This is a genomic window from Mucilaginibacter sp. (assembly GCF_035492695.1).
Classification (GTDB): domain Bacteria; phylum Bacteroidota; class Bacteroidia; order Sphingobacteriales; family Sphingobacteriaceae; genus Mucilaginibacter.
The window spans coordinates 17,911-41,054 of record NZ_DATJJC010000020.1 but is presented as its reverse complement, the minus strand read 5'-3'; the positions used below and the strand labels follow the sequence as shown (position 1 = coordinate 41,054).

The following is a 23,144-nucleotide window of genomic DNA, read 5'->3' as shown; positions in this document are numbered from 1 at the left end:
TTGTTAACCTTATTCCGTTTTTAATTGCCGAATGAGTGTGTCGGCCCTTGTCATGGCCTGGTCGAACGTGGTGGTCACGTTAGCTTTCCCTATTTTGAAAAGTAGTCGTGTTTTTTGTAACTCATTGATAACTTGCTGATAATTTACTTCGGCGAGTATTAGCTTGCCGCCCTTTTTTGACATTTCTTCGTTAATGTCGGTTAATACGCGAATACCTGTACTATCGATAATAGGTACATTTCGCATCCGGATAATTAAGAAGGGTTTGTTTTTTTCGGTTAGCCTTATTGCTTCCTTAAATTTCCAGGCGGCACCAAAAAACAGTGGACCGTTGATCTCGAAAACCGCAACTTGCAGGGGCAAATTATAGGAAGCGTCCTGTTCAGGCATGTCATCATTCTGATCGCCAGCTTGCAGTACCGATGTCGACTGCACCATTTTACGCAGGAAAAGAAAGGCAGCCAGGATCATACCGATCTCGATAGCCACGGTCAGGTCAATAAATATTGTTAAGGTAAACGTGGTCAATAAAATGGTTATATCGCTTTTGGGCCCCTTAAGCACATACCCGAAGCTGTCAACCTCGCTCATGTTCCATGCTACTACCATTAATATTCCGGCAAGCGCCGGCATTGGGATAAGTGCGGCCCATTTCCCAAAGAACATCATGATAAACAATAAAGTAAGCGCGTGTATTATTCCGGCTACTGGTGTACGGGCGCCGTTTTTAATATTGGTTGCTGTGCGGGCAATGGCACCGGTGGCGGGAATGCCGCCGAAAACAGATGAACAGATATTTGCGATTCCCTGGGCTATCAATTCGGTATTTGAACGGTGGTTGCCCCCGATCATACTATCTGCCACGACGGCAGACAGCAGCGACTCAATACTACCGAGCAAGGCTATAGTAAATGCGGGTCGAATAAGGTGTTGTATCGTGGCAAGGCTTATCCCCGGTAATACAGGCCGCGGCAAAGTGGAAGGGATAGAGCCAAAGCGGCTGCCGATGGTTTCGACAGGAAGGTGGAACAGGCTTACAGCCAACGTAGTAATTAAAATGGCGATGAGCGAACCTGGCACTTTCCCGGTCACCCGTGGCCATAATAGTATGGTAATGCAGGTAAAAATACCGATGCCTATCGCATATAGGTTTACTGTTGAAAAATGATGACCGTATGCGATCCATTTGCTGATAAAATCGGCCGGTACACTGCCCATTTTTAACCCGAACAGATCTTTTACCTGTGAGGAAAAGATAATGACTGCAATACCAGAAGTAAAACCGACAATTAAAGGGTATGGGATAAACTTGATAGCGCTGCCTAAACGCGCAAACCCCATAACAATAAGAAGCAGGCCCGCCATAAAAGTGGCTATAATGAGACCGCTTATCCCAAATTGCTGCACTATGCCATATACTACCACAATAAAGGCCCCGGTGGGGCCGCCTATCTGAACGCGGCTGCCCCCGAGCACCGAGATAATAAAACCCGCAACGATAGCTGTAAAAAACCCCTTTTCGGGCGTAACCCCCGATGCTATTGCAAAAGCAATTGCCAATGGAATAGCCACGATACCAACGATAACACCGGCAATAGCATCTTTATAAAACTGTTGCCTGGAGTAATTCCTGAGAGTATCGATTATCTTGGGTCTGAACAGGGTCATGGTCTTTCTATTGTTTGATCCACATTTTTAATAACATATCCCACGAGGTCTTTACTAATCTATAGGACGAAGGTATTTCTTCTCCAAGCGTATGGAATGTAACCAGCCGGGTGCCCGCAGGCAGATCGTCGAAGGCCTGAAGAAGGTAGAGCGTATAATAAAAATACAGACTGCTTGAAGTTGCAATAGTATCGTCTATACAACTATCGGGATCAAGGTTTTCATAAAATGAATTATAAAAATAAAAATGATCAAACTCACGAAAATTGATCTGGGTGATGTTAGCCTGCGTAAAATGGACATTACTCAATTGCAGGTACTTTCCGGCCTCTTCGGCAAAGTGCACCAGTTCGCCCCTTTGCTCAACGCCGAAAAAATTTGTTCCGGGATAAAGATGTGCTGCAGCGAGGCAGAATTTGCCGATGCCACTGCCTATATCCAATACCCGGGCACCGGGCCGCGCAAGAAACCTGGCGGCTTTTCGGGCCACTGCCAAGCGAGTCCATTGTTTAAGTGACAATAGTTGCAGGTGTTCGGGATACATCCAGTCAAAAGCCGCATCATTTTTAAAAAATGCGGCGTTGTCTTTGTTGATAATCCTGAACGATTTCTCTCGTGCATGATCCTCGTCCGGCTCAGGGGGAAAATGGGAGAATGGATGAGAGTTAACCATTTTCAAAATTAGGGGCAGAATAGAAATAACGTTATGGTAATACATCAGCCCGAAAGCTGATATTTATCAGGTTTTATAAATGTGTACTTTTGTAAATGAGCTTATCAGGAAGATTCCCGATTGATAGATGGAACTTTACTACACAGTCTGTGCTAAGTGTGCTTTCCGAAGCTGACCACCTCGACCTGACTATGCATCAAAGCGAACAGCTCTGCAATAAAGGGGATATTATATTCAGGGAAGGGGCTGTTCCTTCCGGTATTTTTATTATAAAAAGCGGCAAAGTAAAAAAATACAAAACCGATAAAGGTGGCAGGGAGCAAATTATTTATGTGGCTAACCAGGGAGAATTGATTGGCTATCATGCAGTGCTGGCCGAAGAGCGGTACCCGGATTCGGCCGCCGCCCTGGAGACAAGCTTATTATGTTTTATCCCTAAAGAAGATTTTGTTGAAATACTCCAGCGCTCAGCCCCCTTTGCACACCGCCTGCTAAAAGCATTGAGTCACGAATTTACCGTGATGGCCAATAGCATATCAGTATTTGCGCAGCGAACGGCAACCGAACGTCTGGCTATTGCATTGATCGTACTGCGTGAAAAATATAAGGATATGAACGCCATTAGCGGACAGGAACCTGCTTTGGATATATCCCGGGCTGACCTGGCCAATATGGCCGGTATTGCCGAAGAAAATGTTATTAGGTTGCTGAAGGATTTTAAAGCCGAGGGAATATTGCAAACGACCGGGAGAAAAATTCATATCAGTGATATAACCTCCCTTATCAAAAAGTCTAATTATCATTAAAATAATTTACAGTTTTTCTCATTATTTTTAGTGAACAATTACGGGGAACCATTATGACCGTCAGCGAGATTATGGCCGAATTGCAGGCGAACGGCAATGACGGCATCAAGAAAATACTGATTAAGCACGGTGTTAGGGAACCCTTTTTCGGGGTGAAAGTAGAATTTTTGAAAACCATACAAAAACGCGTTAAGCGTGATTACCAATTAGCTAAGGACCTGTTTGATACGGGTAATGCTGATGCCCAATACCTTGCCGGACTGATAGCCGATGATGCTCAAATGACCAAAGCGGATATGAAGCATTGGATAGAAAAAGCCTTATCCAATAATGTAAATGAATATACTGTTCCGTGGGTTGCAGCCGAAGGAAAATATGGTTATGAACTGGGTTTGGAATGGATAGACTCGAATATCGAACATATTGCGGTAGCCGGCTGGTCGACCTTAAGTAACCTGATGGCGCTGAAACCGGATAGTGAGCTTGACATAGCAGGGATAAAAGCACTTTTGAACAGGGTTGAAAAAACTATTCATACCTCGCTTAATCGGGTACGGTCAGCCATGAATGGCTTTGTGATGTGTGTGGGCATCTATGTATTGCCTTTGACGGTAGATGCTGTCGCGGCAGCAAAACGAATCGGCGATGTAATAGTTGACAAAGGCGATACAGCATGCAAAGTACCCGATGCAATAACTTACATACAAAAAGCCAGGGATAAGGGTAATTTGGGTAAAAAGAAAAAGACGGTTAAGTGCTAAGTAAATTTACTGATCGTCGGCCGCTTCCTTCGTAATGGTGATCTTATAGGAGTAGATATTGGCGCCGTTAGAGATGGAAACCTGTGCGGTGTATTCCAGCTTGCCGGTACGTTTATTTTTACTCACTTTCAGTTTGCCGCCGGTATACAAATAACCTTCATTGTTGATGCCGTCGTGAATAACGCCACCGTCGCCGAGGTATATTACTCTCACAATGCCCTCCCTTACTTTTAATTTCTGATCGCTGTAAGTGGCGCTCAGCGAACTGGCATAATTGAAATAATCCACATTGCCATAGTAATAACCATCCGGAAGGGTTTTTAACGTGGTGTCGGAGATTTTAATGTAAGGTCCCGCGAGTGATCTTGCGTTAAAAAAGATCAAAATCAGTCCTAAAACAAACAAGTGTTTTTTCAAACGGGCAAAAAATTTATTAAAAATTTAAAATGAAGGATGGCCTTCCAGGAACAAAAAGCCATCCACATGATAAACAAATATACCAATAAAAGCCGTTTAATTATTGCTGTAGAGACTTTCCCAGGTTATCACACCGAACAGCAGGTCGAGGCCTTTATTTGACAGTTCGAAATTACCATATTCGGTCCTTGTTACCAGTTCCTTATCGGTAACAAATGTAATCGCCGCCGCTATATCAATATTTTCGGCAGGGGCGCCTAAAAAATTTTTTTCCTTTATATCCTGAAGCAGGGCGATAATTGTTGTTTCTTTTAACGTTGAATTTTGCAGGGTCATACATTAGGGGTTAAACTTTCGACAGATTTTTTTATTGATACAAGCCGCGAGATTTTGCTCGATCTTTTGAGTTACTTCGTAAAACAAGGAAAGGTCGTGGGTGGAGATCCCATTTTTAGAAAGTTGATCGATATGCATCACTTTCTGTAAGATAAGGGGCGCCATTTCTCTGCCGGAGGCTGACAGCGAAACGTAGTGTTGTCTCCTGTCGTCGGGGTTTATGGCGATATCGACAAGCTGTGCTTTATTGAGAGTTAGCAGTAGGTGAACTATCCGGGATTTATCTACTTTGAGCAGTTCAGCCAGCTTATTCTGTGTTATCGGTGCTTTTTGGGCCGAAAGGATAAGAATAGCCGCGAAGCAGGCATCTGATTCAAATACCGGTATCTCGCAGGACAAAAGCCTTGAATATAATTTACTTATACGCCGCAGATTCTGCGACAACAATTGTAAAGAGTGCATAATTGGTTTTTTTGATGATATTTTTCATTACTGTACGCTTTTCCAAGCGGAATGAACGACCATCAAACTCTGATTATGCAATTGGATAGATAGCAATACCGCTGATCGGGCAGGTGCCGGATGACGTATGGATTGACTAGAGAATACAGGCGCAGTTTGTACTTTTTAAATACCGGTGGTGCAAAAGAACTCTTGCAAACCTTTTTGATTTCTTTAAATGACTTTTTATTGTTGATGGTGTATTTATCCGTTAAACCTACTGCGGCATAATTTTCAGATTTTCTTTTAAATATAGAATTTGGGTTGTGGTGGTGCGCGCGCGCATGAAGGTTCGGAACAAAAAACAAATGTGTAGTAGCTACTGAAAAGTATACTCCCACAAGCAGGAGCACACACCAGCTTCTTAAAAGTGATTTTTTATCCCGGGCTGTCATCGATGTATGACTATAAAAATCGGAAAAACAAATTTAAAAAAGAACTTTTTCGTCATTTTTTTAACTCTCTGTTAATGGATTGTCAAACATTTAACACAAATCTATTAAAATATGACGCAACGTTCCGATGTGTTCGACCGGAATTTATCTTTACCATGTAAACCCACCTGAATATGGAGATCAACAGGGCTTTCAAATTTACCGGCCAGGACGCCGAAAATTATGACTATTACATGGGACCGATAATTTTTGAGCCCTACGGGCGCTATTTAGCTTCCCGGATCGACGCTGGCAATGTAAGTTCGGCGCTGGAAATAGCTTGCGGCACAGGCAGGGTAACACGCCATATCCGAAAGGCTTTGGCGCCTTACGCCAAACTTGTAGCATCCGATTTGAGTGTGGATATGCTGGCTATTGCCAAACGCGAATTGAATAACAACGACATCGACTTCAGGGTGGAAGATGCACAGGATCTGTCGTTCCCGGATAATACGTTCGACCTTGTGGTGTGCCAGTTTGGTATGATGTTCCTGCCGGATAAGCCCAGGGGATTTGCTGAGGTATACCGGGTGCTTAAGCCAGGAGGCAAGTTTATGTATTTCACCTGGGATGATACATTGAACATACCCTTATTCAAAATTTTAATAAATGATATGATAGTACCGAATTTTGACGGGGAAGATACCGTGCGTTTTTTCACACCTTTTTCGATGTACGATCCGGATCAACTGCGGGGATTTTTAACAGGTGCAGGTTTCAGAGACGTCAAAGCGGAAAATGTCGCACTTAATTCAGGTAGATCTACCGTATCAAATCTGGTAGAATCTTTTTTTGTTAAGCACAGACTTGGCGGAGAAATAGCAGCCAAAGACCCGGCGCTGCTGGCACCGCTCGCTAAAAAGACAGAAGCTGAATTTGCCAGGCATTTCGGTGAAGGCGAAGTGCAGATGAAGCTTTCGGCCTTTCTAACCACCGGAACAAAGTAAATTTGGCCTGCAATATAATTTTGCTGCCCGCGTATTAAAAATAATAACTCAATTCGTTTATTTGCGCCTTGAGCATACCTGAACTTTTAAAACTTTTCTATCGTTTAAAGGTTGAGTTTAAGTGATTAAGCATGAGCGCCGCACGTCTTTTTTTCCGGTAATGAGAACGATTACCGATAAATATCACCGCCTTAAGGAAGAAGACAGGCATCCTAACCCTCTTTTTGACATCAAAGATGTTTCGAAGAGGACCTATCAGCTTGGTATAGCCGCACTATTAGCGGGCGTAGGTCTTTCAGTTTACAGTTCGTACCTCGGGTTATACGCCTCATCAATTGTGGTGGCGTCATTTTGCTTCGCTATACTGCTGGTGATGTTGATGAAATATAACGGGCATATTGGCAATCTCACCATTTTTGTGATCTCGATAGTTTGTGGTCTGCTGATAGCGAATACCTTCGTTGAGGGGTTGCAAACGGAGGATTATCTTTATTTTTTCCCTATACTAGTTGCTGTGCCCATCATCGTCGATCTTAAGCAAACACAATACCGGGAGTCGGTAACTTACATTTCAATTATCGTACTCTCATTTATTATTTGTGTTGCCATTGGCCGGAATGTCCACCCGTTTGAAGAGATAACGGCATTCCAGGTTCGCAGGATATCGTTTGTGAACAGGATAACAGCCATTGCTTCAACCATCGTTTTCGCGGTAGCATACCTTTTCTTCGAAAAGAAATATATCAATGAACTGGTCGATCAGAGCAACAGGGTAATTGAGGCGCGCACGCGGTTTTTAGCCACTATGGGGCACGAGTTGCGTACGCCATTGAATGGAATTATCGGCGTTGTGAATTTGCTAAAGCAGGAAAAAGACCCGGAACGACAGGAAGAATATTTCCAGATACTAAAATATTGCTCGGACCACATGCTTCATCAGGTAAATAATATCCTCGATTTTAATAAAATTGAAGCCAATAAACTGGAGATACATCCCAGTGAGTTGAACCTGCGCCAATTATTGAATAATGTTGGAATGCCATTTAATGCGCTTTTCCAGGAAAAAGGGCTGAAGCTGGTTACGGAGATTGACCCTCGGCTGGAGGTGTCGGTAATGGCAGATGATGTACGCCTGATACAGATATTTAATAATTTGTTATCGAATGCCCTGAAATTCACCGATGCGGGACACGTAACGCTGGCCGCAGTTTTAAAAAATAAAACGAACAAGGGAATAGAGGCAAGTTTTACCGTTGCCGATACCGGCCTGGGCATAGCACGCAGCGACCAGAAAAAGATTTTTGAAAGTTTTGGCCAGATATATCACGAGGACACCAAAAAAGTAACGGGAACCGGCCTGGGCCTCACTATCTGTGCACGTTTGCTGCAATTGATGGATAGCGAATTAAAGGTTGTAAGTACCGAGGGAAAAGGCAGTAAGTTTAGTTTTGATGTAAAATTCGACCTTGCCGGGACGGGAAAGAAATTTCTGCAAGAAAAGGCAATTGACGAAAATAACCTCGAGGGTGTTCGTGTACTGCTGGCCGAAGATAACCAGCTGAATATGATGGTGGCAAAAAAAATACTTACCGGCTACAAAGCAGAAGTAGTGCCTGCATACAATGGTCAGGAAGCTCTGGATGAACTCGGGAAAGACAGTTCTTTCGACCTGATCCTTATGGATTTGGAAATGCCGGTAATGAGTGGTTTTGAAGCCATTTTTCAGATAAAGAGAATTTATCCCCATATCCCGGTCATCGCTTTTACTGCCTCGCTGGTTGATCAGAACATGATGAAAGACCTTGTGTCGACCGGCTTCTCCGATGTGATGTTAAAGCCCTTTCAGCCTCAGCAACTGCTTTCTGATATACGCAGGCATTTGCCCCAATCTCATGTTTCGGTAATTTGACACTTTACAATAGCCAAATAACTATTATATTAGTTGTCTTTTTGCTAACCAATATTTGAAAGTGAACTTATTTATCAAGTCTTTTTTGCTCTCCGCCTGTAGTAATGTACTCAAGGCACTTTTAATACTTTTTGTTGTATTCTTAGCTATCGCAGGCTGTAAAAAGGACAAGAAGCCAGCTGATACAACAGAACCGCCGGTTGATATTTATATGACCTTTGAACAGGTAAATAACCAGGGAAAAATACACGAATACGTCATTTGTAAATTGCAGGGCGATACGCTGAACGGTGTGCTTTCCTCGCTGCAGGACACAACCAAAATACTGACGCCAACCTTTATTATCGCCGATGGCAGTACGCTTAAAGTAAATGGTGTGGTACAAGAAAGCGGGGTTACGGTAAATGATTTTAAAAAGCCCGTAACCTACACGTTAACCAGGGCTAACGGGACTACAAAAAATTATACGGTTAATGTCACCCGTTATTCGGGCCTGCCTATTTTTTACGTTACGACTGCTTCCCCCGTTGTTTCGAAAGATAACTATGTTACCGGAAACCTTGTTGTCGATGTGAACGATTCGCCGTATTCACAGGACGTGACCAGTATCGATCTGCAAATAAAAGGCCGGGGCAATTCTACTTGGGATATGCCGAAAAAGCCTTACCGGCTGAAATTCAACAAGAAAACCGGGATGCTGGGTTTCCCCGCTGCAAAAAATTGGGTGTTGCTTGCCAACTATGCCGATAAAACCCTGATGCGGAATGCAATAGCCTTTGAAATGGGCAAGCAATTCGGGGCGGATTTCACCCCTTCGGGCCGGTTTGTGGAGGTGGTAATGAATGGAGAATACATAGGCAATTATTATATGACGCAACAAGTGGAGGTCGACCCAAACCGGATAAACATCACAGACATAAAATCTACAGATAATACCGGAGATGCGGTTACAGGTGGCTATCTGCTTGAAGTCGACCAACGGCTGAGCGAGGTAAATTACTTTTACACAACACATGGTTTGCCCATTAACCTGAACACGCCAGACGCCACCACCACCGATCAGTTTAACTATATCAAACAGTATATTCAGAATACAGAAGATGCAATTTTTGCAGCAAATTTTGCCGACCCTGTCGAAGGTTATGCTAAGTACATCAATGTAGATTCGTTTATAGACTGGTATTTGGTAAAAGAGATCATGAAAGACAATGACGCCAAGGATTACAGCAGCATTTATTATTACAAGGACCGGAACGGGAAATTAGGCATGGGGCCACTCTGGGATTTCGACCTTGCTGCCGGCAATACCGACTACAGCGATTGCCAGTATCCTACCGGGTGGTGGATCATGAATTCGCCATGGTTTCAAAGGCTTTTCCAGGACCCTGCATTTAAGGCGAAGGTTAAAGCGAAGTGGAATGACTTGAAAGGGCAAAAGTTGCCCGGCATATTGACTTTCATCGATCAGACAGCTAAACAACTTGATCTTTCGCAAGGCTATAATTTTCAGCGCTGGGATATTCTGCATATTTATGTATGGCCAAATCCCGTCGTTACCGGATCATATCTGAATGAGGTAAAATACACGCGCGACTGGCTTTCGCAACGGATAAGCTGGATGGACCAACAGATAAGTACCTGGTAAAAACTAACGGGTTCTCTTCAAGAAAGGTTCGTTCAGCAGGAACAGAAGAAAATTATCCGGATCGGTAATGATCTTGTCATGCTCGTGAAGGCTGTGAATAAAAACCAGCCTGTTTTGCTGCAGCATTTTTGGCGTCACCAGGCTTTCCTCTGTACTGATGTAAGCAAGCTTCGCGGTATCGAGCAATTTCATCATGTCTTTTGTCTCGCCGTCTGTGCCGCCGTGATCCGTATAAATATTGATGAAACGGTGCGCGTCATCTGCCTTTATCCATGTTATATATTTGTCCGTTTCTGCGTAAAGAGCGTCGAACAAAATGGCCTCGTCAATTGACATTTGCCCATTTTGAATGATGCGCGCCATAACCCGGTAAGCGCCACTGTGGCCGGCCAGCAAAATATGTCCCGGAAGTGTAGTTTTCCCGATCAGGTGCTTCGACCATAAACCTGTCATAACATCAGTAACGAGCAATTTAAACATCCCGTTATATTCCAGTTTTCCACCGTAGCTATCGGGTGAATTTTTAGCGGTCTCGGCCAAAACCAGTACTGCATTTAAGCCAGAAGCAAGGAATTGACGGATCAACCGGTAATGTATTGCAGCGGTGTCAACATTGTTGTGCCAGCCATGAAACCAGAACACCAGGTCCACCGACTTTTTAGCGTCAAGGTTTTTAGGTGTAATGATAAGTATTGTGCTGTCATTGTAGTGTTCGGCAGCAGTATAAAGCACCTTGTCATACAAATGACCGCTTGCCCGGCCGGTATCCGGAAAAGAGGTATGCGCGGACGTAATATGAAAAATAACGGCATCTTTATTTTGCTGGGCAAAGATATTGGTGCAGGTTAAGATAAAAACAAAAGTAAGCAGGTAACAAGCGAAAGATTTCATGCGATAAATATACCAACGAAATTACGGTTTCATTTGCCGGTAGTACAATGCGAGACTATCAAAAGCCTCCTTCGGTTGCCATTTTAAGCTCTTATAACCTTCTTCGGGTTCATCAACAGGCTTTACTATGCCAAAACTTGCCAGGTCGAGATCAAACCGCGGGTTTGTATCATGCTTATACATAGGGTTAATAAAAGTGAAAACAAAAGCTGCATGAACATTTTCCTGCTTAAGCTGATCAAGCGTTTGAGTAATGTAATTGGCTTGTACGCTTTCGTCCCGTACCACGCCATCCTTTACAATACGCCTTTCACCCACCATTTCGGTTACCGCCCACCCCATCGGACCCTTATCTTCGGCACCCATATAGGCACAGCAGCCAAATTCCATCACTACGACGGGTTTGTTGAATTTATAGTAAGCCTCTAATTGTTTATTGTAGAAAGCCCGGTTATAAGCGGCGCGGTAATGATCGAGCCCGATAAGATCGAACAAGTCCCAATTGATCTTTTCCCACGTACCCGACGCGTAGGTTACCTGGCCTTTAAAATACGTTCTGATCTGCTGCGTAGTTTCTCTCAGGTAAATGTTTAATTTACGGTAGATGCCCGCTCTCAAACCCAAAAGGTTAAATACGAGCCCCACAGGGCTGAACATTTTTTCCAGCCTTTCATAAATACTTTCACCCTTCATAAAACCTTTAAGAAATATAGAATATTCAAATCCACTCACGAAAATGATATTGCCATATATAAGCCGGAGGTTTTCGGCCGCAATGGCACATTCTACCAGGTGTTGTGCCGCATCGGCTGGCGTTGCATCGATATGAGAAGGTGTCAGCCAAACCTGTAGCCCCAATTGCAGGGCAAATTCGGACGCCTTTGATAGCCGGTAAGTGTCGTGTCCGGTGATCTTAACAGCATCGCAATACAGTTCATTTTTGATGATCTCTAATTCTTTTTTTATAACTGATTCATCAAAATCGGGCCGGCTTAGTTCGTCTTTCCTGTAAAAAGTACCTATATCATAATTTATCCCACGTAGCATAAAAATCCCCTACCTCCTTAATCCTATAAAACTCTGAAGAGTTTTAAATATTATTTAACAGTACCTGCTACAATTTTCGCGCCGGATGTATCAGCCGGAAATTTTAAACTATCAACGGGCATTGTTTTAGCGGTTTTTATTTGCTGAAGAGCGAGATAAGTTTTCTGCCAGTCTATCTTGTACTCTTTATGTTCGTTTGACTTGGTCGTCGTATCGGGCTTGTTATAGTACGAAAGTATATTTTCGCGCAATGGAATGGTTAGCTTTTGGAATTTCTTGTCCTGTAGTTGAATGAGTATTTCGCTATAAGTTTGATCGGCTATAGCATACTCCCCGGGCTTAGTTGGCATCCCCGTGTCGAAATTTATATCCTGCAGGTCAAGCCCTTCGTTCTGCTGTAGCTTTTGCAAGTCATGCCGATAACAGACCAATACGGTATCAAAGCTTTTTATAAATAACTTTTCTCCTTGGGGCCCCGGTGTTGTAAACTTCAGGGCTTTCAAAGGACCAACTTTGGGTAGTATTTTGATTATAAAAGCAGTGATCCTTGTCCGTAGATTGGGCCGCTCACGCTCGCGTCCATAATCGTGGAAATATTCTTTCCTTTTTATTCTTGCATGAAACTTCCGGCTGTTCATAGCAGGGTTTGCTTTCATAATTTCGTCTTTTTTTATAGACCAGGCAGTGCGTGTCAGACCAGGTAATAAACTTCGCACGGACCATCGAAACGTTGCTATGGTTAAATCCAGTTTCCCGTTGAATACATCGTCAATATCCAGTCCGTAAGTAATTAGAAACGCACGTTGTAGTAAAGGCTTGGAAACGTTAAAGCCAATAAAATCGTGATATTCCTGCGAAGCATAATTGCCGCGTGCCATTTGCAGAACGTCAAAGCCAAACTCCATACGGCTATGATAAATAGGAGCCTGCTCGTATGTAACAAGTTTACCAAACTTTTTTCCTATGGTTGGATAAACGATGGGTTCGGCGACATTGGTGGCAAGCGAATGCCCATATTCGTCAGTTAAATAGTGAGAAAGCGCCCCCAGAGCAAAGGCATATTCGTCGATATTTTTAGATTGACTGATAAGATTTGTTATAAAATCGCCGGTGCGGACATAGTGCGCAAGATTGGTAAAATATACACTGCCGAAAGGGAAGTACCCAAGATCGGGCATGAGGCTTCCCCCATACGCATAAGAATGGGCAACGCGAAGATCCTCTTCGGTCGCGTTTGGATACTTTTCTTTAATCAATGGCACCAAAGCCGGTTTCCAACTCGCATCAATAATTGCCAAATGCGCAAAAACCGAATACGCTTTTGAGGTAGCGGGGAACAGGACACTAATGAAGATAACAAGTATTAGGTACTTGCGGGATTTTGAGAACTTCATTAAATTTAGTTTACAGGCGGACTGGAATGTATAAATGTGTAAATCCCAAAATTGTTTTGAATATCGATAACATTTTACAATTGATTACATTTAAAACGTGATAAAATTATTTAGCTATGAAATACCCGCAGGTAATATTTGCGTTTTTTATGATTACTGTTTTGCCGACCTCATCTAAATCCCAGGCCCGAACCACATTGACCGATGATTATCCGATTTATAACGGGAACGATCTAGGCGTAAGCTGGTCGGCGGAGCAAACAGTTTTTAAGTTATGGGCGCCAACCGCTGCGGCTGTGAAATTAAGGTTGTATGCCGCGGGCGATGGAGGCAAACCTTTACGGACCATAAATTTGGGCAAAGCTAAAGACGGGATTTGGGAAACTACGGTAAAAGAAAATCTGAAGAATCAGTATTACACCTTCCAGGCCAATATACATGGCCGTTGGCTAAAAGAACGCCCGGATATTTATGCCAAAGCTATCGGCGTGAACGGACAACGCGGCATGGTTGCAGACCTGGCATCGACCAATCCCAAAGGCTGGGCGCTGGACAAAAAGCCGGAGCAAAAAAACTTTACCGATATTATGATCTATGAACTGCATGTGCGGGACCTGTCGATGGATCCTAATTCGGGCATACAGCACAAGGGCAAGTTTTTGGGATTGGCCGAAACGAAAACCAAATCGCCTGATGGGCTGCAAACCGGGCTGGATCATATCAAGTCGCTTGGGGTAACACACATACACTTGCTGCCTTCGTTCGACTATAATTCGGTGGATGAGACTAAGCCCGAAGCAAACCGGTATAATTGGGGTTATGACCCGCTGAATTACAATGTTCCGGAGGGGAGCTATTCGACAGATGCTTACGACGGGAACGTACGCATACGCGAGTTCAAAAAGATGGTGCAAACATTACATGCCAACGGCCTTCGTGTGATACTGGACGTGGTTTATAACCATACCAGCGATACAGCATCGAATTTTAACCAGTTTGTGCCGGGCTATTTTTACCGGCATACTGAAAAGGGCGCCTATTCCAATGCAACGGCTTGCGGTAACGAGACTGCGTCCGAAAAGGCAATGATGCGCAAATACATGGTCGAATCGGTAGTTTACTGGGCGACGGAGTATCATTTAGATGGTTTTCGTTTCGACCTGATGGGCGTGCACGATATTGAAACGATGAATGATATCAGCGGGGCGCTGCATAAAATAGACCCTACCATATTTATTTATGGTGAAGGCTGGACGGCGGGCAACAGCCCTTTGCCGGAAGACCTTCGCGCGGTTAAAAAAAATGCTTATAAACTGGATAAGATAGCCGTTTTCAGCGATGATATTCGTGACGGCATCAAAGGTGGCTGGAGTGACGTAAAATCAAAAGGTTTTGTCAGCGGTGCGCTGGATGCCGCCGAAAGTGTAAAGTTTGGCATAGTGGGGTCGGTACAGCACCCGCAGGTAGATTACAGCAAAGTTAATTATTCTAAGGCGCCTTGGGCGGCCGAGCCGTATCAAACCATCAATTATGTATCGTGCCATGATGACAATACGCTTTGGGACCGGCTAAAAATATCCAACCCGGATGCTTCGGAGGCTGACCTGATCAAGATGGACAAACTTGCCAATACTATCGTTTTTACATCGCAAGGAATTGCGTTTATGCATGCAGGCGCCGAAATGCTGCGGACCAAGAAGGGCATAGCCAACTCCTACAACAGCCCCGACGATATTAATGAACTTGATTGGGGCAGGAAATCGAAATACAAGGATGTGTTCAATTATTATAAGGCGCTGATAGCTCTCAGAAAACATCACCCGGCTTTCAGGATGCCATTGGCAAAAATGATAAGGGAACACCTGAAATTTATGGAAACAGGAGATCGGAATATGATCGCTTATCAAATCAGCGACAATGCAAACGGGGATACCTGGAAAAATATTTTAGTAATATTTAACGGTAGCTTATCAGACAGGCAGATCAACATACCCGAAGGTCGCTGGCGGCTTGTTATAGACGGAAAAACCATAAACGAGAAGAGCATGAAGGCGATTGGCGGCGGGCAGGTAACAGTCCCGGCGACAAGCGCCTGCTTACTTTATGAACTGTAAACAGATTGAGCCTAAATTAATTAGGTTCAATACATACTTTTGTTACATTTGGAGAGAGTAATTTAGCTGCAATAATGGATAACATCAATATAAAGGTGCTGGCCAAGAAACTTAATTTGTCCACGTCCACCATTTCCAGGGCCTTTAGCGGAAGCACTGATATTAACAAGGATACCCGGGAGCGGATACTCGCTTTTGCTAAAGAACATAACTTCCTTCCAAACCATTATGCGGCTAACCTGCGGGATAAGAAAACCCGGACCCTGGCTGTTATAGTACCCGAAATAGCTAACGACTTTTTTGCCCAGGCCATAAATGGAATTGAAGAGGTTGCCCGCAAAAAGGGTTTTTACATATTATTGTACCGCACCGATGATGTGTTTGAAAAAGAAGTGTCCTTTGTGAACTATCTGAATAACGGGAAAGTCGATGGTATCATCATGTCGGTATCGGGCGAGGCCAATGATCACAATTACCTTAAAACCCTCGCTAAAAAGAACATTCCTGTGGTATTTTTCGACCGTGTTTACGAAGATATCGATGTGTCTAAAGTTACCACAAACGACTACGAAAGCAGTTTTGAAGCCACAGAACACCTGATAAGTACCGGTTGTAAACGAATAGCCTACCTGGTAGTAAACAAAAGCATATCTATCGGTAAAGTGCGTATGCAGGGGTATGTGGACGCACTGGAAAAACATGGGATAGCGTTTAACGATGAGTTGGTGATAGACTGCAGCCAGGACGAGAAGATCAATTATTCGATCATCAAAAACGCATTGGAAGACCTAAAGCCTGATGGCATTTTCAGCTCAGTTGAACGTTTGGCGGTTGCCACCTATTACGTATGCCACGATATGAATATATCGATACCGAAAGACCTGAAAGTAGTCAGTTTTTCGAGCCTGCAGATCGCTCCGTTGCTAGGCCTTTCAACTGTTACACAACCTGCTTATGAAATGGGCATCAAGGCCGCGACTCTTCTATTCGATGAGCTTGATAAGAAGGGGCAACATGTTTTTAAGAAAACACATGTAATGAAGTCGAAACTTTTTGTCCGGAAGTCCTCTGGGGCATAAAGCGGCGTACAGTTACCCCAATTTATCATGATTTTTTTGATGGGTATGGCTTCAGCTTAACCCTCACCATTTAGCTATTAATGCATACACTACCTAAGCACTACATCAGTCCCTTGTCATGAAGTTCTTTGCGGCGCTCCCGTTCTAATTTTTTCAGGGCACGCTTTTCCTGCCTGATCTGTTTTTTGGTTTTGCCGGCGGTATCTACTTCCAATTCATCCTTTTTGGTTGTGTCCTTTTTCCCGAATAGACGCTGAAAGAAATTTGGCTTTTTCTCGGGCTGGGGTTGTTCCTGTAAACCAAGGGCGATCGGGGTATCGTCGTCATCGTTGCTTTGCTGCATCAGGCTATCGGCAACTGCGGTAGGTACAGGCGCAATTTCCTGCCGAAGGCTTTCTTTTAAACGCACATCGGCGTACCCATAACCCGTGCTGTCCGCTGCTGTCCATCCGTGGCTCGCCATTAGTTTGCCTATCAGGTTATAATAACCCTGCAGGCTTGGCCTCAAGCTGCCATCGGGCAGAAACGAATATAAACCTGTTTTGGGGTGCGGCAATATACTGGCCAAATAAATGCCTTCACCCAGGGTTAACTCCGAAGGAGATTTACCAAAATAATAGCGCGACGCCTCGCCGATACCATAAACGTTCCGGCCCCATTCTGCCACATTAAAATAAACCTCCAACATGCGGTCCTTACTCATAATGTTATCGTTCTCAATAAGCCAGACGATCAATATCTCTTCTATCTTCCTTGCAAGAGTTTTCTCCCGGCTTAAAAAGGTGTTTTTGATCAGCTGCATCGAAATAGTACTGCCGCCGCGGGTGAACTTCTTTTTCTTAAAGTCGGTAGCGATAGAACGCCTTATTGATTCTATTACAAACCCTTTGTTGGTGTAAAATGACGGGTCCTCAGAAGTCATACAAGCGTAGCGTACATTCGGCGATATTTGGCTCAATGGCGTAAAATCAGGGTTTTGTAGCCCTATAACCCGGGCCGGCATAGGCTTTCCTTTTTCGTACGGAACATACGTAAATACTCTGTTCAACTTGCTCAAATCGGTTTTGCCGTATTTTGTAATATGGAAACCCTGTTTATCCAACGCCGATTCAAATTGCACCTGGTCGGGGTTGGAGGTGTCGAGGAACAGGTGAAGATGATATTTTAATTTCCCCACTACTTCGATACCTTCCAGCGATTCAAACAGGCCTCCGGGTGAAGCATCGAACACATCCTGAGCATTGAGCCAATCGGTATTTATTTTTGCCGTAAATATCTTAACCGGGTTAAGCTGGTATTTTAAATAGGGCTTGATGGTGATCTTTTTAAGATGGATGAGCGAAGTGCTGTCCAGCGAAATATAATTTTTCCCGATGAATAAATTGGCATCTATCGAACCATCCGGCACCACGATGTCGCTTGACGACAGAGCTTTGTGATTCACTACTAAATTCCTAACGGCCCAGTAACCATATATTTTTGTAATGCCGTCGGTATTCTCAACCTTTTGCAGGCGGGTAGTAACAGTGTCAAAATTGACCTTAAGATGAAACCGTTTTTCGATAACCGGAAGCTCAACCTTTTTGCCATCGGCGTAAAGGCTTATATCAATGTCCTTATCAGATGGGTGCATTTTGCCGGCGAAATGCCAGGTTGCGGTATCGTCAACTTTAATGGTGGAACTCAATTTGCCGTTTTTGATCTGCGCTGTTTGGGCAAGCATTTTTACAGCGGCGCTGTCATCTTTAAAGGTAATAAGAAAGTCTTTCAGGTCGAGGTTATCTGGGATCTTATACAGTACCTGGTTCATCAGGTTGTTAGCAACAACGGACAGATCGATCTTCGTTTTAACGGTTGTATCTCTTTTCTTGCGGAACAGGAAGTCAAAATTTTTAACACCCTTAATGCTGGTTAGGTTTAGGTGCCCATCATCCAGCACCACATCCGATAGCTTTACCTTGCCAAATATCAATGGCATCAGCCTTACACTGACGTCGAATCTTTTGATACTAAGCAAGCTGTCGCGCTGATCAGGCACAATGGTAATATCCGAGAAAGAAACTGTGGCGAGTCCCGTGAAACGCGCTGAACCGATCTTAACGTCGAGGTTATAATCTTTTTTTGCTTTGGCCTGTGCGCTGGCGATCTCTTTTCGCAGGATGGCTTCGCGCTTGGAGTAGGCAATATAGCCGCCAACGGAGAAGAGAACGATCAGAACAATAAGTATGATGCCGGTAACCCGGATATATTTTGGCAGAGGGCGTTTCATCAGGTAATTTTATCCAAAGCTAAATTAAATCTTATCCGATACAAACGCGGGGGTGGGTAAAATGTTTATCGGCAGATAATACTTAATCCTAATATAAAATAGATATGGTCAAAAAAGCACTATCGGGCGGTATATTCATTTTATCATTACGCTGACACTTCAGTCCCCATCGATTTAGTACTTTTGTAGCTACCATGACAATAACCACCGAACAAGTATTGCAAGCGCTGGGAAATGTGGAAGAGCCAGACCTGAAGAAGGACCTGGTGACGCTTAACATGATCCAGGACATCAGGATTGACGGCAATAAACTAAGCTTTTCCGTTATCCTGACCACACCGGCCTGCCCGTTGAAAGCGATGATCGAAAATGCCTGCCGCAATGCCATCAGCTATTTTATCAGCAAGGAGGTAGAGGTAAGCATCAACATGACCTCGCGTGTTACCACCCAAAAGAATACAGGTGTTCCGGGAGTGAAAAATATCATCGCGGTGGCATCGGGGAAAGGTGGTGTGGGTAAATCCACAGTAGCGGTGAACCTGGCTTTGGGCCTGGCGCACACCGGTGCTAAAGTTGGCCTGATTGACGCGGATATTTACGGGCCATCACTGCCGATCATGTTCGGACTGGAAGGCGCCCGGCCGAAAGCCAGCCAGCTGGAAGGCAAGACGCGCATTGAGCCAATAGAGAAATATGGCATAAAATTGTTGTCGATAGGATTTTTTACCGACCCCAACCAGCCTGTGCCATGGCGCGGACCTATGGTTTCGACCGCGGTAAAACAATTATTTAACGATGCCGACTGGGGCGAGCTGGATTACCTGGTAGTAGACCTGCCGCCGGGCACAGGGGATATTCACATCACTGTGTCACAAACTTTCCCGGTTACAGGGGCGGTTATTGTAACCACACCGCAAAATGTCGCCTTGGCGGACGCGAAAAAAGGCATTGGTATGTTTATGATGAGTGCAATTAATGTGCCGCTGCTGGGTATAGTAGAGAATATGAGCTATTTTACGCCTGCTGAATTGCCAGATAACCGGTATTATATTTTCGGACAGGGCGGTGGGCAAAAGCTCGCTTCGCAATTGGACGTGCCCTTTTTAGGTGAGATACCACTGGTGAAGAGCATCAGCGAATCCGGTGACGCTGGCATGCCGGTGATACTTGATGAAGCCAACCCGATGAGTAAGGCTTTTTTGGATATGGCCAAGCGCGTGGCTCAGCAGGTGGCTATTGCCAATGCAGAAGCAAATAATAAGAAATTAGTGAATAATTAGTAATTTTACTCTATAAATTAGTAAAAATGAGTTTAATAGAGCAGGTAGAGGCAGCCCTGGATACGATCAGACCGTATTTGGAGACTGATGGCGGGAATGTTTCGGTGGAGGAAATAACCCCCGAAAATGTGGTGAAATTAAAATATCTGGGTGCTTGTGGTAATTGCCCGATGAGCATCATGACGCTGAAGGCGGGTATTGAAGAAGCCATAAAAAAGGCTGTTCCGGAAATAACAGGCGTCGAAGCAATAAACCTGACCGACATCGACGACCCAAATGCAGTGCTCCCGGCAAATTTGCGATAATTGTTAAGTATTGTTAAATTACGTGGCTATTTGCGGCAATAAATTATTTTTGTTAGGTAAATTGAAACCATTTCAAGGCAGACAGGTATAAATAAAAAAAAGATCGACTGTAAATGAAGTACCTTATCGGCATATTGTTCCTGTTAGTTTCTGTAGGCGCCGTGGCCCAGCAGAAGGAAAAGCCTTTGGTGCAGTTTAGTGGTGTTGTGCATAATGCCGATAGTGCCAGGTCGATAGTGCCTTACGTAACTATCACCAATAAATCTTTTAACAATCAAACATTCGTATCCAGCTACAACGGCTATTTTTCGTTTGTCGCTCATGAGCAGGATACCCTTGTTTTTACCAGTATAGGCTTTGCAGCTACCACAGTGGTCATCCCTGCCAATTTACCTGCTAAAAGTTATACCACGCAGGTAAATATCAAGCCTCAAATAGTGAATTTGCCTACATTTAGGGTATTCCCCTGGGCAACTACCGATGAGTTTAAGAAGGATTTCCTGAATATGAAGCTGGCCGATGACGACCTTGAAATAGCGCGCAAGAACATATCACATATTACCATAGCAGCCTCAGGAAATACGCTTCCACGTGATGGTGGCGAAATGCAGGCCGGTTATGCCCAGCAGGAACATAATAATATCGTGAATTCGCATTCGACCGTGAACCCGCTGTTGAGCCCGATAGCCTGGGGTACGCTTATCAACCAGATAGCAGCCGGCGATAAGAGCCGGCAGAACAGCGGCAATTAAGTAGCCTTGAGTCGGAAGTCTAAACTCTGGACTTAAAACTTCATACTCAAATCAACGTCCTTTTTTAGCGGCAGGGAATTTCATTTTGTAATCCACATCAACCATACCTCTCGAAATATCGTTGAGCTTCTTCTCGATGAGGCGTTTGCGCAAAGGGCTTAATTTGTCGGTAAAAAGCTTGCCTTCGATATGATCGTATTCATGCTGGATGATACGGGCAGCCATACCTTTAAAGGTTTCTTCGTGGTGCTTCCAGTTTTCGTCGTAATAGGATATACGGATAACAGGTTTACGGTATACGTCCTCGCGGATATCCGGAATACTAAGACAGCCCTCATTGAAACCCCATTCCTCGCCGGTTTCTTCCAATATTTGGGCATTAATGAAAGCCTTTTTGAAATCATTCAGTTCCGGCTCATCGTCGCCAAATGGTGTAGCATCTACAATAAAAAGACGCATGGACAAACCCACCTGGGGGGCAGCCAGGCCAACGCCTCGCGCTCCATACATGGTCTCAAACATGTCATTTACCAGGCCCTGAATATGCGGATATTCGGCTGGCTCAATGGCAGTCGCTTTTTTTCTTAATACCGGGTCGCCATAGGCAATGATGGGCATCTTCATTATGCAAAAATACAGCTTTATTGCTTAGGCTCAAAGACCAGTGTGGTCAGCCTATTATCAAAAATTTCGTTGCTTATTTCCAGCACCTGGTCCGATGTAACGACCTCTATTTTGGTGAATATTTGCTCGAGCGTGTCCACGTAACCAAAGTCGAGCAGGCTTTTGGCCATAGAAATAATGAGACCGATACGGTTCTCTTCGGCCAATGCAATTTGTCCGATGAACTTTTGTTTCGCCTGGTGTAACTGCAGCGTGCCGAGCTTTTGATCGCGCAGCTTTTTTAATTCTTTATGGACCAGCTTATCCGCTTTTGCCGCCTTTTCGGCATCAGTGCCGAAATAGATGGAGAAAATGCCGGTGTCGGACAGCGGTGTATAATTTGATTCAATAGTGTAAGCAATGCCGTATTTTTCACGGATCTCCAGGTTCAGGCGGTTGCTCATGCCTATGCCGCCGAGAAGGTTATTTAGTAACAGCAAACCTGTTTTATGATGATGTGCCGCAGGATAGGCACGATTGCCGATGATGCAATGGGTTTGGCTTATGGGACGTGCAAAATTTACCTTTTCGCCTTTATGCGCGCGCGGACTTTCGCGATGTTTTTGGTTATGGTTTGCAGGAATGGCACCAAAATATTTTTCGCAAAGCTTCACCAGTTTTCTAAAGTCGTGATCGCCTATGACAGCGAAAACCATCTCGGACGTGTTGTAGTTATCTGCCATAAACCGGCGAATGTCAGCCTGGTTCAGCGCATTCACCGATCCGGGTGTACCCAATATGTTTTTACCAAGCGAATGATCCTTAAAAAGCAATTCTTCAAAGTCATCCTGTATGGCCTCTTCCGGCTGGTCGAGGTAGGAAGCTATCTCGTCGAGGATCACCCCACGCTCCTTTTCCAGTTCCTCTTGTGGAAAGGTGGAATGGAACAGGATGTCCTCAAAAAGGTCGACCGTGCGCTCCAGGTGCTGCCTTAACAGCGAGGCGTGTACGCAGGTGTACTCCTTTGTGGTATAAGCATTCAGGTCGGCACCGACGAGTTCCAGCCGGTTAAGAATCTGGTTAGTACTGCGCCGCCCGGTCTCCTTAAATAAAAGATGCTCGATAAAATGCGCCAGGCCCTCTTTGCCTTCCGGCTCATCGCGCGAGCCGGCGTTCACCACAAAACAGCAGTGGGTAATGGCAGACGGGAACGGTTTATGTAAAATCCTGATACCGTTGGCTAAGGTATGGACCTGGTAGTCAATTATCATGAGGAGCAAAGATACATTTTAAGTCCGAAAGTCCGGGGCCGG

General features: G+C 44.4%; 21 protein-coding genes. 10 read left to right on the top strand and 11 right to left on the bottom strand.

The window, feature by feature from the left end; translation table 11 throughout:
• Window positions 1-9: 9 nt before the first annotated feature.
• Both VL525_RS13090 and VL525_RS13085 read right to left on the bottom strand, forming a co-directional pair.
• Entirely contained in the window at window positions 10-1,668 is a 1,659-nt protein-coding gene (locus tag VL525_RS13090) for a SulP family inorganic anion transporter (protein WP_325387261.1), read from the bottom strand.
• A 7-nt stretch (window positions 1,669-1,675) separates the two neighbouring features.
• On the bottom strand, window positions 1,676-2,341 hold the full coding sequence (locus VL525_RS13085; protein ID WP_325387258.1) for a class I SAM-dependent methyltransferase: 666 nt from the start codon (window positions 2,339-2,341) through the stop codon (window positions 1,676-1,678).
• A 95-nt stretch (window positions 2,342-2,436) separates the two neighbouring features.
• On the opposite strand from VL525_RS13085, the gene VL525_RS13080 reads away from it, so the two are divergent.
• On the top strand, window positions 2,437-3,147 hold the full coding sequence (locus tag VL525_RS13080; protein WP_325387256.1) for a Crp/Fnr family transcriptional regulator: 711 nt from the start codon (window positions 2,437-2,439) through the stop codon (window positions 3,145-3,147).
• A 53-nt stretch (window positions 3,148-3,200) separates the two neighbouring features.
• Window positions 3,201-3,908, top strand: coding sequence for a DNA alkylation repair protein (locus VL525_RS13075; RefSeq protein ID WP_325387254.1), 708 nt, complete (start codon window positions 3,201-3,203; stop codon window positions 3,906-3,908).
• 6 nt (window positions 3,909-3,914) lie between these two features.
• Here the strand turns inward: VL525_RS13075 and VL525_RS13070 are convergent, their stop codons facing one another.
• From VL525_RS13070 to VL525_RS13060, 3 genes are all read right to left on the bottom strand, one after another.
• Window positions 3,915-4,325 carry a hypothetical protein gene (locus VL525_RS13070; RefSeq protein WP_325387252.1) on the bottom strand — a complete coding sequence of 137 codons (411 nt, stop codon included), beginning with the start codon at window positions 4,323-4,325 and terminating at the stop codon, window positions 3,915-3,917.
• A gap of 96 nt (window positions 4,326-4,421) precedes the next feature.
• Window positions 4,422-4,661 carry a hypothetical protein gene (locus VL525_RS13065; protein WP_325387250.1) on the bottom strand — a complete coding sequence of 80 codons (240 nt, stop codon included), beginning with the start codon at window positions 4,659-4,661 and terminating at the stop codon, window positions 4,422-4,424.
• 3 nt (window positions 4,662-4,664) lie between these two features.
• The gene (locus tag VL525_RS13060; RefSeq protein WP_325387248.1) at window positions 4,665-5,123 is read right to left on the bottom strand and encodes a hypothetical protein; all 459 of its coding nucleotides are present in this window, start codon (window positions 5,121-5,123) and stop codon (window positions 4,665-4,667) included.
• A 607-nt stretch (window positions 5,124-5,730) separates the two neighbouring features.
• Between VL525_RS13060 and VL525_RS13055 the strand changes: the two genes are divergently transcribed.
• The 3 genes from VL525_RS13055 to VL525_RS13045 all read left to right on the top strand — a co-directional run bounded on the left by VL525_RS13055 (window position 5,731) and on the right by VL525_RS13045 (window position 10,097).
• On the top strand, window positions 5,731-6,543 hold the full coding sequence (locus VL525_RS13055) for a class I SAM-dependent methyltransferase (RefSeq protein ID WP_325387245.1): 813 nt from the start codon (window positions 5,731-5,733) through the stop codon (window positions 6,541-6,543).
• A 160-nt stretch (window positions 6,544-6,703) separates the two neighbouring features.
• On the top strand, window positions 6,704-8,452 hold the full coding sequence (locus VL525_RS13050) for an ATP-binding response regulator (protein ID WP_325387243.1): 1,749 nt from the start codon (window positions 6,704-6,706) through the stop codon (window positions 8,450-8,452).
• A 211-nt stretch (window positions 8,453-8,663) separates the two neighbouring features.
• Window positions 8,664-10,097: a CotH kinase family protein gene (locus tag VL525_RS13045; RefSeq protein WP_325387241.1), complete on the top strand. Its 1,434-nt coding sequence runs from the start codon at window positions 8,664-8,666 to the stop codon at window positions 10,095-10,097.
• A 3-nt stretch (window positions 10,098-10,100) separates the two neighbouring features.
• Here VL525_RS13045 and VL525_RS13040 read toward each other — a convergent pair whose 3' ends face one another.
• Genes VL525_RS13040 through VL525_RS13030 form a run of 3 tightly spaced genes read right to left on the bottom strand, consistent with a single transcriptional unit; the run spans window position 10,101 to window position 13,429 of the window.
• Window positions 10,101-10,988, bottom strand: a complete 888-nt coding sequence (locus VL525_RS13040) for a hypothetical protein (RefSeq protein WP_325387239.1) — start codon at window positions 10,986-10,988, stop codon at window positions 10,101-10,103.
• Between the two features lie 21 nt (window positions 10,989-11,009).
• A complete protein-coding gene (locus VL525_RS13035) occupies window positions 11,010-12,035 on the bottom strand; it encodes a glycoside hydrolase family 113 (RefSeq protein WP_325387237.1) in 1,026 nt (341 codons plus the stop codon).
• Between the two features lie 50 nt (window positions 12,036-12,085).
• The gene (locus VL525_RS13030; RefSeq protein WP_325387235.1) at window positions 12,086-13,429 is read right to left on the bottom strand and encodes a zinc dependent phospholipase C family protein; all 1,344 of its coding nucleotides are present in this window, start codon (window positions 13,427-13,429) and stop codon (window positions 12,086-12,088) included.
• Between the two features lie 116 nt (window positions 13,430-13,545).
• On the opposite strand from VL525_RS13030, the gene pulA reads away from it, so the two are divergent.
• A complete protein-coding gene (gene pulA, locus VL525_RS13025) occupies window positions 13,546-15,543 on the top strand; it encodes a type I pullulanase (RefSeq protein ID WP_325387232.1) in 1,998 nt (665 codons plus the stop codon).
• Between the two features lie 74 nt (window positions 15,544-15,617).
• On the top strand, window positions 15,618-16,622 hold the full coding sequence (locus tag VL525_RS13020; protein WP_325387230.1) for a LacI family DNA-binding transcriptional regulator: 1,005 nt from the start codon (window positions 15,618-15,620) through the stop codon (window positions 16,620-16,622).
• A 100-nt stretch (window positions 16,623-16,722) separates the two neighbouring features.
• Here VL525_RS13020 and VL525_RS13015 read toward each other — a convergent pair whose 3' ends face one another.
• Window positions 16,723-18,891: a transglycosylase domain-containing protein gene (locus VL525_RS13015; RefSeq protein WP_325387228.1), complete on the bottom strand. Its 2,169-nt coding sequence runs from the start codon at window positions 18,889-18,891 to the stop codon at window positions 16,723-16,725.
• Between the two features lie 194 nt (window positions 18,892-19,085).
• Between VL525_RS13015 and VL525_RS13010 the strand changes: the two genes are divergently transcribed.
• The 3 genes from VL525_RS13010 to VL525_RS13000 all read left to right on the top strand — a co-directional run bounded on the left by VL525_RS13010 (window position 19,086) and on the right by VL525_RS13000 (window position 21,228).
• Window positions 19,086-20,171 carry an Mrp/NBP35 family ATP-binding protein gene (locus VL525_RS13010; protein WP_325387225.1) on the top strand — a complete coding sequence of 362 codons (1,086 nt, stop codon included), beginning with the start codon at window positions 19,086-19,088 and terminating at the stop codon, window positions 20,169-20,171.
• A 26-nt stretch (window positions 20,172-20,197) separates the two neighbouring features.
• Window positions 20,198-20,476 carry a NifU family protein gene (locus VL525_RS13005; RefSeq protein WP_325387223.1) on the top strand — a complete coding sequence of 93 codons (279 nt, stop codon included), beginning with the start codon at window positions 20,198-20,200 and terminating at the stop codon, window positions 20,474-20,476.
• Window positions 20,477-20,589: 113 nt separating this feature from the next.
• Entirely contained in the window at window positions 20,590-21,228 is a 639-nt protein-coding gene (locus tag VL525_RS13000; RefSeq protein WP_325387221.1) for a hypothetical protein, read from the top strand.
• A gap of 51 nt (window positions 21,229-21,279) precedes the next feature.
• On the opposite strand, the gene def is transcribed toward VL525_RS13000, so the two are convergent.
• Window positions 21,280-21,852 carry a peptide deformylase gene (def, locus tag VL525_RS12995; protein ID WP_325387219.1) on the bottom strand — a complete coding sequence of 191 codons (573 nt, stop codon included), beginning with the start codon at window positions 21,850-21,852 and terminating at the stop codon, window positions 21,280-21,282.
• 17 nt (window positions 21,853-21,869) lie between these two features.
• Window positions 21,870-23,096 (bottom strand): pitrilysin family protein, encoded by a 1,227-nt coding sequence (locus tag VL525_RS12990; RefSeq protein ID WP_325387639.1) that lies wholly within the window; start codon window positions 23,094-23,096, stop codon window positions 21,870-21,872.
• Window positions 23,097-23,144 lie beyond the last annotated feature (48 nt).